The organism is Marinobacter arenosus (assembly GCF_019264345.1).
Lineage (GTDB): Bacteria > Pseudomonadota > Gammaproteobacteria > Pseudomonadales > Oleiphilaceae > Marinobacter > Marinobacter arenosus.
The window spans coordinates 2,979,579-2,991,415 of sequence record NZ_JAHVAO010000001.1 but is presented as its reverse complement, the minus strand read 5'-3'; the positions used below and the strand labels follow the sequence as shown (position 1 = coordinate 2,991,415).

The 11,837-nt window shown below is 61.2% G+C and carries 12 protein-coding genes; 4 read left to right on the top strand and 8 right to left on the bottom strand.

What is annotated here, in order from left to right; translation table 11 throughout:
* Window positions 1-102: 102 nt before the first annotated feature.
* Both KXD86_RS13650 and KXD86_RS13645 read left to right on the top strand, forming a co-directional pair.
* A complete protein-coding gene (locus KXD86_RS13650; protein WP_218636552.1) occupies window positions 103-2,367 on the top strand; it encodes a galactose oxidase early set domain-containing protein in 2,265 nt (754 codons plus the stop codon).
* A 15-nt stretch (window positions 2,368-2,382) separates the two neighbouring features.
* Window positions 2,383-2,937, top strand: a complete 555-nt coding sequence (locus tag KXD86_RS13645) for a hypothetical protein (RefSeq protein ID WP_218636551.1) — start codon at window positions 2,383-2,385, stop codon at window positions 2,935-2,937.
* Between the two features lie 76 nt (window positions 2,938-3,013).
* Here the strand turns inward: KXD86_RS13645 and KXD86_RS13640 are convergent, their stop codons facing one another.
* Complete coding sequence (locus tag KXD86_RS13640; RefSeq protein ID WP_218636550.1) at window positions 3,014-3,427, bottom strand: c-type cytochrome; 414 nt, start codon at window positions 3,425-3,427, stop codon at window positions 3,014-3,016.
* A gap of 201 nt (window positions 3,428-3,628) precedes the next feature.
* Here KXD86_RS13640 and KXD86_RS13635 point away from each other — a divergent pair, with 201 nt between their 5' ends.
* Window positions 3,629-3,967, top strand: coding sequence for a hypothetical protein (locus KXD86_RS13635; protein ID WP_218636549.1), 339 nt, complete (start codon window positions 3,629-3,631; stop codon window positions 3,965-3,967).
* A 10-nt stretch (window positions 3,968-3,977) separates the two neighbouring features.
* Window positions 3,978-5,090 carry a phospholipase A gene (locus KXD86_RS13630; RefSeq protein ID WP_228739386.1) on the top strand — a complete coding sequence of 371 codons (1,113 nt, stop codon included), beginning with the start codon at window positions 3,978-3,980 and terminating at the stop codon, window positions 5,088-5,090.
* A 171-nt stretch (window positions 5,091-5,261) separates the two neighbouring features.
* Here the strand turns inward: KXD86_RS13630 and KXD86_RS13625 are convergent, their stop codons facing one another.
* The 7 genes from KXD86_RS13625 to KXD86_RS13595 all read right to left on the bottom strand — a co-directional run bounded on the left by KXD86_RS13625 (window position 5,262) and on the right by KXD86_RS13595 (window position 11,834).
* Complete coding sequence (locus tag KXD86_RS13625) at window positions 5,262-6,614, bottom strand: phosphohexomutase domain-containing protein (RefSeq protein WP_218636548.1); 1,353 nt, start codon at window positions 6,612-6,614, stop codon at window positions 5,262-5,264.
* A 9-nt stretch (window positions 6,615-6,623) separates the two neighbouring features.
* On the bottom strand, window positions 6,624-7,100 hold the full coding sequence (gene bfr / locus KXD86_RS13620; RefSeq protein WP_218636547.1) for a bacterioferritin: 477 nt from the start codon (window positions 7,098-7,100) through the stop codon (window positions 6,624-6,626).
* A 142-nt stretch (window positions 7,101-7,242) separates the two neighbouring features.
* Window positions 7,243-7,449 carry a bacterioferritin-associated ferredoxin gene (locus tag KXD86_RS13615; protein ID WP_218636546.1) on the bottom strand — a complete coding sequence of 69 codons (207 nt, stop codon included), beginning with the start codon at window positions 7,447-7,449 and terminating at the stop codon, window positions 7,243-7,245.
* A 99-nt stretch (window positions 7,450-7,548) separates the two neighbouring features.
* Window positions 7,549-8,841 (bottom strand): Xaa-Pro dipeptidase, encoded by a 1,293-nt coding sequence (pepQ, locus tag KXD86_RS13610; RefSeq protein ID WP_218636545.1) that lies wholly within the window; start codon window positions 8,839-8,841, stop codon window positions 7,549-7,551.
* Window positions 8,834-9,748: a LysR family transcriptional regulator gene (locus tag KXD86_RS13605; RefSeq protein WP_218636544.1), complete on the bottom strand. Its 915-nt coding sequence runs from the start codon at window positions 9,746-9,748 to the stop codon at window positions 8,834-8,836. Before KXD86_RS13605 ends, pepQ begins: the two co-directional genes overlap by 8 nt.
* A gap of 71 nt (window positions 9,749-9,819) precedes the next feature.
* Window positions 9,820-10,839: an ABC transporter ATP-binding protein gene (locus KXD86_RS13600; RefSeq protein ID WP_218636543.1), complete on the bottom strand. Its 1,020-nt coding sequence runs from the start codon at window positions 10,837-10,839 to the stop codon at window positions 9,820-9,822.
* Window positions 10,836-11,834 (bottom strand): ABC transporter ATP-binding protein, encoded by a 999-nt coding sequence (locus KXD86_RS13595; protein ID WP_218636542.1) that lies wholly within the window; start codon window positions 11,832-11,834, stop codon window positions 10,836-10,838. The genes KXD86_RS13600 and KXD86_RS13595 overlap by 4 nt, the downstream gene beginning before the upstream one ends.
* Window positions 11,835-11,837 lie beyond the last annotated feature (3 nt).

Sequence of the window (11,837 nt, the reverse complement as noted above, 5' to 3'; positions counted from 1 at the left end):
TCACTTTTTTTCACATTTACTGCATCTGCTTCGAATCCTGATCCGTTGTCACAGACGGGACCTTAAATCCCGTTTTTACAACAACAAGATCAGGAGGACACTATGTCCCGAATACCGAAGCGATTCTCGCGAGTCACCGGTTCATTTCTGCTGTTGGCTGCCGGGTCGACCACCGTCAGCGCCGGCCTCTTGGGTGGCTTGTTGGACGGCTCGGCCGACGACACCACCACACAGACCGGGGAACCCACGTTCCAGGCCAGCTATGATGGCAAAGGCACGTTCAGCGAACCCTTCGCCGAACCCACCATCATTGTGGACGGTGAAGCGGTCAGGACCGATGAAAAGTGCATCACCCGTGATGACGGTCTCGACGAGTGCAAGCCTGCCGCCGGCACGATGGCGCTTCTCAAGGACGGACGCCTGCTCTATCTGAATGCCCTGGAAGGGACGGAGAACGTGGAACTGTCGATCGTCGCCGAATTCGGCGAGGTGTCCGTCAACGACCAGACCCGGGTACTCTCACTGGATGAAAACGATAACCCCTCGTGGCTCAAGCCCTCGCCACTGGATGCCGGCGCCAACCCCGACGGCAACGACAGCGAAACACTGCTGGATGGTACTGAGCTCGACGGCGTTATCGACACCGCCGACAACACCAGCAAAAACGATGGTGCCCTGTTCTGCTCGGACGTGATCGGGCTGGCCAACGGCGACGTGATGGCCGTCGGTGGCACCGACTATTACTCCGAACCGGGCGTCGATGGACTGCCTCTGGGCGTTGCCGAACTCGAGGGCATCAAGAACTCCCGGATTTTCGATGAGGAGACCAACACCTGGCGCCAGAGTGGCGACATGACCTACGGCCGCTGGTACCCGTCTCTGGTTACCCTGGGCAGCGGCGACGTCTTCGTTGCCAGCGGCGTGACCAAGCTGCTCAAGCCCGTCTATCCAGACGAGCCCCTGAACAGCGGTCGCAACGTGGCCCAAACCGAAACCTACGACCCGTGCGCCGGCACCTGGTCGGAAAACCCATCCACCGCCGACCGGTCGCTGCCGCTGTACCCGCGCATGCACCTGCTGCCCAATGGCCACGTTTTCTACAACGCCGGCGGCCAGGCCTTTAACCCGTTTGGCCAGGGGTACGATCAGGCGCTGTGGAACATCGTGGCCAGTTTCAATCCCGAAACCCAGCGCTGGACTGATATCGGCTATGCGGGACTTCCGCTGAGGCTGGATGAAGCCGGCCTGAGCCAACTGAGCAGCACGCTCAACGTCACCAACGCCTCCCTGGAACAGTCACTGTCCCTGCTTGGCGGCGTACTGGCGTCACCCAGCGACTTGCTGGAAAGCGCGGCTGACCTGGGCGTATCCGAGGAAGATCTGCGGATGGCCATTGCCGGCGGCATGAGGGGGTCAACCTCGTCGACCATGCTGCCACTGAAGCCCAACGCCAACGGCGAGTACACCGACGTTGAACTGCTGACCGCCGGCGGCGTGCCCAGCTACGCGTTACTCACCAACCCGGGTGGTTACCTGCCGACCGACCAGAGCCGGATCGACCGCATCACCACCAACGGTGAAGAGATCGGCTACGAGTCACGGCTGACCGGCCCGCTGAACCAGCCGCGCTGGTATGGCACCAACGTTCTGATGCCGGATGGCAGCGTCATGGTCTTCAGCGGCGGCAACCGGGACGGTGTCGTGGCGCCCGGCCTGGAAGGCCCGATCCGCACGGCCGAACGTTTTGATCCGGAAACCGGCACCTGGACCGAGATGGCCACCGGCCAGCGCGCCCGCACCTACCACAACACCGCGGTGCTGATGGAAGATGGCCGCGTGATGATTGCCGGCCATTCGCCGATCAACACCGCCTACCTGACCTTTGTCGATCTGCAGGACTTCGGCCTGGCGCCCTATGACGGCCGTGATCCCAGCTTCGAGATCTACACACCGCCCTATGCCATGCGCAACGATCGCCCGAAGATCGAAAGCGCACCGAGCAACCTGACCATCGGGGACCGCTTCAACGTCAAGGTTGATCAAGCCGACGCCATCGACAAGGCACTGTTGATCCGCCGGACCGTGATGACTCACGTCGTCGACGGTGACCAGCGCGCGGTTGAGCTGAAGATGGAGAAGCAGGCAGGCAACAAGGTGACCCTGACCATGCCGGACAACCACAACGTGGTGCCCGCGGGCGAATACATGCTGTTCGTCAGCAAGGATACGCCGGAAGGCCGGGTGCCATCGGTGTCCGCGCCCATCACGGTGGTCAATGAAAGCCTCGAATGCATGGCACCGACCCAGATGGCCAGTGACACGACAACCGAGGACGGCATCATCGAGTCGACACTTGAGATCCTCTGACCCGGGAGTGGCGCTATGACATTCGGACAAACCAGAGGCGGTATCGCCAGTCTGGTGCTGTTCGGCCTGGCGTCCCTGTCAGCCTCCGGGCTGACAGCGGCCCATGGCGCACCGGAAGCGGGTGACCTGCCGGAGGGCGTGGTCAAGGCCCGTATCACCGAACAGCCGGACATACCCGGCCTCAGCGCCATGATCCTGGATGCCCCGAGGCCTGGCATCCTGCTTCGCTACCGGGGTGAGCGCCCGCTCACCGTCCTCGGCACCGAAGGCGAGGCCTTCCTGAAATTCACGCGGCGGGAAGTGCAGGTGAACAGCGCCAGCCCCAGCTGGCAGGCGCTGCCCAATCGGTCTGCACCTCCAGCCCCGGACATCGGACAGGAACCGGCAACGGTCACCTGGATGACCCTGTCCCAGTCCGGCAACTTTGGCTGGCTGGATCCGCGACTGGACACCCGGGAGGTGGACCACGATCACACTGGAGGACCGAAAAACTGGAGCATTGCGATCCGGATGGAGACGGGCGAGACTCGTCGCATCGGTGGCGAACTGACGTTCATACCGCTGCCGTGACCGCAACGAGCCAGAAATGACCCACAAAAAAGCCCCCGCACTTGCGGGGGCTTTCGTTTGCCTGCCCAGCCAGACGTTACTGGCTTTGCGACACGATGTGCTCGACGGCGTTGGCGATTTCCTCATCCGGACAGTTCGCACAACCACCTTTGGCCGGCATGGCGTTGAAACCGTTGATCGCATGGTTGACGAGAGTCTCCAGGCCCTTGTCGATGCGCGGCGCCCAGGCAGCGGTATCGCCGATTTTCGGTGCACCGGCGGCGCCGGTGGTGTGGCAGGCCATGCAGACGGCGTCATAGACTTCCGGGCCAGGGCGGGGGCCAGAACTGGCGGTTTGGGTCGGCGCAGCGGCAGCACCGCACTCGTCACCCTGGAGGCACACTTCACCAACCGGTTCGATGCGTGAACGAATTTCATCTTCAACACTTGCCATCACGGCACCGGCGGTGAGGCCGAAACCAAGCAGTACGACAGCCAGGACTCTCTTCATCTTCACAATGCACCTCGCATTAGAGCGTTATAATCTTCAGTGCCCGCATTATAGCGACTGAACCCAGGCAAAAAAACCAAACGGCAAAATCAGCGCTTGATCTGAGCCAGATTAATTGCCATTTCGTAAGCCAAACAGCGTTTTGCAACGATTCCGGTTACCATAGATCCGCCGACCATTCAGGAACCCAGGAACCACCGCATGTCCCGACCAGACGCTCCTCCCCCGCACCCATTACGCAAGCCACTGCTGATTGCGGAGTTTTCGGCCCTTGCCATTTTGCTGGCATCCATGGGCTGGTTCTCAAGCCAGACGGCCGACGGCAGCCAGCTCAGCGCGGCCTGGTTGCTGATACCGGCGGCCGCCAGCCTCGGTGTTTTCCTGAGCTTTATCGGCTTGATGTACCTGCGCTGGGTGGCGGCAGCGGAGGCCGCCAACCGGTTTCGCCACAAGGTGGTGTTTGCACTGCTGGCCGTGACCCTGATCGGGGTCTGGGTGTATGGCGTTGCCAACACCTGGCTCAGCCTTAACGCCACCTGAGGGCCTGCACATGCGCTCACTCCTCTACGCGTCGGCCACGTTGGGACTGGCTCTGGCCTCGAGCATGGCGGGCGCTCAGGAAACCACCACTCCCGATGACGGCGCACCGAAGCTCACCGCTGAGGAGTGCGCCCTGATCGAAAACGGTATTCGCCGGCTCGCTTGTTATGACCGGGTCCTGGACCCGAGCCGGGCTCGGGAAGAGGCGAATCCGGACAAGGTCAGGGAAATTGAAGAGGAAGCGAATAAAACCCTGCCCACGCGTGAAGCCAAGGTGCAGGACATGGCCGGCGACGGCGACAATGATGAAGGCGTGATGGACTCCATTGTTGATCAGTACATCGCTGCGGAGAAGGCCGTATTCAGCTTTTCGGGCAGTTTTGTCGGCTATCGGCCGACTTACATCCTGCCCATCAGCTGGGTCAAGTCCCCGAACTCGAGGCCCACAAGTCCAAGCCTGGGCGCTGCCAGCTACGACTATGACCTGGAGCGCGAAGAGGCAAAATACCAGATCAGCTTCAAGGTGCCGCTGTTCACAGGGATGCTGGATGACCGCACCACACTCTGGTTCGGCTACACCCAGAAATCGTTCTGGCAGGTATACAACCGGGACGATTCCGCGCCGTTCCGGGAAACCAACTACGAACCCGAGATCTTCATGCGGTACCAGACCGATTGGAAGATTGGCAAGGGGACCCTGAATGCGCTGACGATCGGTTTCAATCATCAATCCAACGGCCAATCCGAACCACGGTCCCGAAGCTGGAACCGCATCATCGCTTCCGCCGCCTACAGCTATGACCGCTGGCTGTTCATCGTCCAGCCCTGGTACCGCATTCCGGAAAACAGTGAAGACGACAACCCGGACATCGATCGCTACCTGGGTTATGCGAACTACACAACGGTGTACAAGCTGAGCGAGGACCGTACGTTTTCCCTGAACGTGAGGAACAATCTGCGGTCGGACAACAAGACGTCGGTGGAGTTCGGGTACAGCTTTCCGATGGGGGATACGGTTAAGGGCTTTTTCCAGTACTACAACGGGTATGGGGAGAGTCTGATTGACTACAACCACCGGATTGAGCGGTTTGGTATCGGGATTATGCTGAACGACTGGCTCTGACTCAGGAGTTAGGGCAAGCGAACAGGGCCTTCCGAAACCCGCTCAAGCACATCCATGTGGCGCTTGAGCTCCGCCATCCTTGGCTCCGCACAGTTTCAGAAGGCCCCGCCCGCTTGCCCTGCGAGCTTCTACTGGCCGTCCGGTTTAGCTTTGCCGGACTTGGGCAAGGAATTACTCGTTCAGCCTTTCCATTTCGGCCAGCAACTCTTCAGTCTTTGCTTCCATCAGCGGGATGTCACCCCGTGATTCCACATTCAGGCGAACAACCGGCTCCGTGTTGGACATCCGGAGGTTGAAGCGCCAGTCGTCGAACTCGATGCTGACGCCGTCCACATGGCTGACACTTTTCGCGCCGACGCCGTACTTGGCTTCGATGGCGGCAATGACCTTTGGGGGATCGGCAATGGTCCGGTTGATCTCTCCGCTGGCCGGGTAGGCTTCGATGCGGGCGTCGATCAGTGACGACAGGGTCTGGCCGGACTGGCTCAAACGCTCGGCCACCAACAGCCACGGAATCATGCCGCTGTCGCAGTAGGCGAAGTCCCGGAAGTAATGGTGGGCGCTCATTTCGCCACCATAGACCGCGTCTTCATCGCGCATGCGCTGTTTGATGAAGGCGTGGCCGGTCTTGCTCTCGATGGCTTCGCCGCCGGCGGCCTTCACCAGGTCCAGGGTGTTCCAGGTCAGGCGCGGGTCGTGAATCACCTTGCCACCGCCGGTCTTGCGCAGGAACTGGTCGGCCAGCAGGCCAACGATGTAGTAGCCTTCGATGAACCGGCCGTTTTCGTCGAAGAAGAAACAGCGGTCGTAGTCGCCGTCCCAGGCGATACCCATGGCGGCCCCTTCCTCCACCACCGCCTCGGCGGTCACGGTGCGGTTCTCCGGCAGGATCGGGTTGGGTACGCCGTTGGGGAAGTGGCCGTCGGCCTGATGGTGTACTTTTACGAATTCGAACGGCAGGTGCTGTTCGAGTTCATCGATCACGAGGCCCGCGCCACCGTTGCCGGCATTTGCGACGATGGTCATGGGCTTCAGCGAGCCCGCGTCCACGTAACCCAGCAGGTGGTCGATGTAGGCACTCATGGCTTCCAGCGGCTCGTAACGTCCCAGCGCAGGAGCATCGGCGAAAGGTTCCAGCACCCGATCCCGAATGTCGTTCAGACCGTTGTCGGAGCTGATGGGGCGCGAGTCCGGGCCCACCATCTTCATGCCGTTGTGATCTCTCGGATTATGGCTGGCGGTCACCATGATGCCGCCGTCCATGCCGTAATGGCTGGTGGCAAAATACACCATCTCGGTGCCGCAAAGACCAATGTCGAAAACGTCCGCGCCGGCAGCCATCAGGCCCGAACTCAACGCTTCGGCAATGTCCGGGCTGGACAGGCGGATGTCGTAACCGACGATGACTTTCTTGGCACCGGTAATCTCGACATAGGCTCGGCCGATGCGCTCGGCCAGGGTCGGGTTCAACTGGTCAGGCACCCGACCGCGCAGGTCATAGGCTTTAAAACAGGACAGGTCCATTGTCGGGGGTTACTCCGCGGCGGCTGACTGAAGCTGGATGTAATTCTGGATGCCCATCTGGGAGATGAGTTCGAGCTGGGTTTCCAGCCAGTCGATGTGCTCTTCCTCACTGTCGAGGATACTGCGAAACAGCTGGCGGCTGCCGTAATCCTGAACCTGCTCGCAGTAGGCCACGGCTTCTTTCAGATCAACGTGGGCGGTCTGCTCCAGCTTGAGGTCACAGGTGATCATCTCCTCGACGTTTTCACCGATCAGCAGCTTGTTCAGGTCCTGGAGGTTGGGCAGTCCCTCGAGAAACAGGATGCGCTCGATCAATTGATCGGCGTGCTTCATTTCATCGATGGATTCCTCGTATTCCTTGGCAGCCAGCTTGGTAATCCCCCAATCCTTGTACATGCGGGAGTGAAGGAAGTACTGGTTAATGGCGGTCAACTCGTTGGCGAGGACCTTGTTGAGATACTGAATAACCTTTTTATCGCCTTTCATAGCCTGGCTCCCTGATGAGGTATGTAATCCGCCCTCAAGGATAACCGGTTATAGCTCAATAAAAAATTGCAGGCGAGAAAGATTCGCAACAGAAGCCGGCGTGGGAGCCGGCTCCGTGAGCGAGCGCAGATGCGCTCTGTGCCTAGGCGGGTTGGGCCAGGAGGTTGGCCAGTGACAGGTAATCCGGAGTCGAGCACTCCCTGAGGATCTCGCGGGCGGTGCTGGCACAGCGACCGCACTGCCGGCCGACGCCCATTTCCTTACCGAGCTGGCGCATGGAAGTAACCCCGTTTTCGGCGGCTTCGCGAATTTCGCGGTCAGTGACCCCGTGGCAAAGGCACACGTACATAGTCTGCTCTCACTAACGACATTAAAGGTTAGTGATAATTATTGTTATTTGCGTCTCGAATTACAAGCCCTTCGCGTTAAATTTGTGCAACAGGGTGTATCAGCCCCCCACTTCCCGGGTCAGGTTCCGACTTCCCTCTTCGGTCACCTCCACGTTGTCCTCGATTCGAATGCCACCGCAACCGCGGAGTTCATCCAGCACCTCGTGGTTGAAATGCTGCCCAAGCGGCCCCTCCAGCAGGGGATCCAGCAGCGACGGAATGAGGTAGAGCCCCGGCTCGATGGTCACCACCATGCCGGGTTCCAGGGTTCGGGTGAGGCGCAGGAAAGGTGCGTCCGCCGGCGACGGCTCACGTTTGCCGGCGACATCGTGCACCTGGATGCCGAGGAAGTGGCCAATACCGTGGGGGAAAAAGGCCCGGGTAATGCCCTGCTCCACCAGGGCCTCGTCGTCCAGTCCGGAGACCACACCCGCGGCAGACAGCAGCGCCGCAATGCCCTGATGGGTCTTGCGATGGATGGCCACGTATTCCACACCCGGCGCCACCATGTCGCACAGGCGGCGCTGAAGCTGCTCAAGCCCCTGCACCAGGGCGGCAAACCGGCCCTCACCGGCGGCGGGCGTGGTGCGGGTGATGTCGGAGCAATAACCCCGGAAGCGGACACCGGCGTCAATCAACAGGCTGCGCGGGCGCGTCGGTGCCTCGATGTCGTAGTACTGGTAATGCAAAGTGCCCGCGTGTTCGTTAACACCGATAATGCTGTGGTACGGCGCTTCGGCCTCCCGTTGCCGGGTGGCCCGCTGGAAAGCGAGGCTGATCTCGAACTCGCTGCCTCCGCTGAGGAAGACCTCCCGGGCCGCTTGGTGGCCGTGTACGGCGATCTCGTTGGCGCGGACGAGACAGGCGATTTCGTAGGGCGTCTTGTGCACGCGGGTTTCGTCCAGGTCTGTCAGCAGCGACGCCGGGTTGTGATCACCCGGAACCTGAGCCAGCATTGCCGGATCCCCAATAACCGCCAGCCTGCCGACACCTTCCACAGACGGCGCCTCGCGCTGCTGGATGAAACCGACATCCATGGCCTGTTGCCAGGGCTCATCCGGTAACTCCGGGTTGGCGTGCCAGAAGTCCACCGGCTGGTACAACCACAGCTGCGGCGTCTGTCCCGGGCGAATCAGAAGCCAGCTGTGCTCCTGCCCGGCGAGACCGGTCCAGTGCAGAAACGGGCCATAACCGTGAAAATACCAGGACTGGTCATCGCCGTAGCGCATGGGGGCGGCGCCGGAGCTGATCAGCACACCATCGTATCCATTGTGCGCCAGGGCGCGCTCATAACGCTGCTGGAGGGTCTGGATATGGTCCGGCTGAAGGGCCAGTAGCTCGGTGTCAGGCATGTTGGTTTTCCAGTTTTGTCCAGAGTGTCAAAAGATCATCGGAGCGCGGCTCTTTCAAGCGGATGAGGCGAATCTCCAGGGGCACGTCCCACTGCTCGCCACCGGCCCGGGTCAGGCTGCCAAACTGCTCACTTTTTTCCGTCATGCGTTGCGGCAGCCACCCCATGCCAAATCCTTGCTTGACCAGCGCCTTGATACTGGCCGACTGGGTGTTCTCGTTCAGCGGCAACAGGCTTGCCGATTCCTTGCTGCGACTCAGGTGGGCCTCAATGGCCGACTGCAGAAACCCGCGCGGGTGGTAAGCGATCAGGGGCACCGGCTGCTCCGCGCTTCCCGGCAAGCTGAAACGCGGCTGGCCGTTGTCGCCCATGACACTCACCGGCACCAGCGACTCCCGGGCCAGAAGGATCGACTCGTAACGGTCCGGATTCAGCCGCTCTCCCCAGGGCAGGTCCTTGTGCCAGTAGCACAGCACCAGGTCACACTCGCCGTTGTCCAGGGCATCCAGGAATTGCTCCCCCACCCAGTTGGTGGCCTTGAGGTTCAGCTGCAGGCGCTCGGCGACCCCGGCTTTGCGAGCCCAACCCTGGTAAAAATGGGAGAACAGCCCCTGGGTGGAGCCGACGCTGATCCGCGCTGAGGCTTCGGCCTCCATGTCGTGAATGCGGTCTTTGGTCTCCCGGACATCCCGGGTGACCCGCTCGCACAACTCGACAAAGGCCTCCCCTGCCGGTGTCAGCGACAGCGGCAGGGTCTGGCGATTGACCAGAGTGGCCCCCATGGCCTCTTCCAGCAGCTTGATGCGACGGCTGAACGTCGGCTGGCTCACGTGCTGCAGTTCGGCAGCACGTGAAAAATGGCGCGTTCGGGCCAGCGCCATGAAGTCTTCAAGCCAACGTATTTCCATGGAGTCACCAGGGACGAGTAATCAGGGACGAGTAATAATGTCAGGCATCATAGCCTATCGCGTCGGACCCGTTACAACCGGCCCTCTTCCACCGCGTGGCACGCCACCTGGGTGCCACCATCGGTCGCGATCAACCGGGGAATTTCCTGCCGGCAACGCTCGTTGGCGTAGGGGCACCGGCCGTGGAACACACAACCGGACGGCAGTTGCACCGGCGTCGGTACCTCGCCCTGCAGGCGGATGTGATTGGGCCGGTCGTCTTCCAGCTTGGGAATGGCGGACAGCAGCGCCTGGGTGTAGGGGTGGCGCGGGGTACTGAACAGCGTCCGGGTATCCGCCAGCTCGCACACCCGGCCCAGATACATCACCGCCACCCGGGTCCCGAAGTGCTCCACCACGGCCAGGTCATGGGTGATGAACAGGTAGGTCAGGTTGCGGCTTTCCTGGGCATCCATCAGCAGGTTGAGCACCTGGGCCTGGATCGACACGTCCAGGGCCGAGATCGGTTCGTCGGCAACAATGAATTCGGGATCCACCGCCAGCGCCCGGGCAATGGCGATGCGCTGACGCTGGCCACCGGAGAACTCGTGGCCAAACCGGCTGCCCCAGTCGGGATCTATGCCCACCGAGTGCATGACTTCATGGACCTTGTCGCGAACCTCAGTGTCCTTGGCGTTCGGCTGGTGGAAGCGGATGGGCTCTTCCAGGGTTTGCTGGATGGTCATCCGCGGGTTCAGGGACGCGTACGGATTCTGGAAGATCATCTGCATCTTGCGGCGGTAGGGCAACACTGCCTTGCCATCCAGATGATCGATACGCTGGCCATCGTAATGAATCTCGCCGGCGCTGGGTGACAACAACCCCATCACAGTCCGGGCCACCGTCGACTTGCCGCAACCGGATTCGCCCACCACGCACAGGGCCTCGCCCTTCTGCACCTGCAGGTCGACACCGTTGATCGCGTGCACGGCTTCCTGTTTACGGTGGAAGCGGCCGCCCTTGAATGAAATCTGTTCCAGCAAGCTACCGGACAGGTCAAACCTTTTCTCCAGCCCGCGAATGTCCACCAGTGTGGATGACGGGGAGGTCACGATTCCACCTCCTGCATGCGTTTCTCCTGCTCAATGAGATTACTGACTTCGTAACAGGCCACATCCACATTGCCGGAGCGGACATACTCGGGCATAACGCGCTTGCACTGGTCGGTGGCGAACTTGCAGCGTGGGTGGAAGGGGCAGCCCGAGGGCACGTTTTTCAGGGACGGCATGGAACCGGGAATCTGGAACAGCCGCTCACCGGGCTCGCCCATCTGCGGCAGCGCGTTGATCAGCCCCTGGGTGTAGGGATGCTGGGCATCGTTGATGATTTCCCGGGTCGGGCCCTGTTCGATGATCCGGCCGGAATACATCACCAGCATGCGCTGGGTCACCTGGGACACCACGCCCAGGTCGTGGGTGATCAGCATCAGGGCCACATTCTCCTGCTCACACAGTTCCAGCAGCAGGGCCATGATTTCCGCCTGGATGGTGACATCCAGCGCCGTGGTCGGCTCGTCGGCAATGATGATTTCCGGGTCCAACAACAACGCGATGGCGATGATCACCCGCTGGCGCATACCCCCGGAGAGCTCGTGGGGATACTGATCGAGGCGCTTTTCCGGCGACGGAATCTGCACCTTGCGCAGTTTTTCCAGGGCGATATCCCGGGCACCTTTGGTGCTGATCCGGCGATGGGCCTTGATGGCCTCAACCATCTGGGTGCCGATGGTCAGCACCGGATTCAGGGTCATCATCGGATCCTGGAAAATCATGGCGATGCGGTTGCCACGGATTTTCCGCAGCTCGCGCTCGCTCATGGCCGCCAGGTCCCTGCCCTCAAACAGGATCTGCCCCCCGGCTATGTAACCGGGCCGGGCAATCAGGTTCAGGATGGAGAAGGCCGCCACCGATTTACCGGCGCCGGATTCGCCCACCAGCCCGAGGCGCTCGCCCTTGTCGAGGCTGAAGCTGATGCCGCGCAGGGCCGTGAGGTCGCCGCCACGCACCGCAAAGCGGACGTCGAGATTTCTTACTTCCAGTAATGACATGAC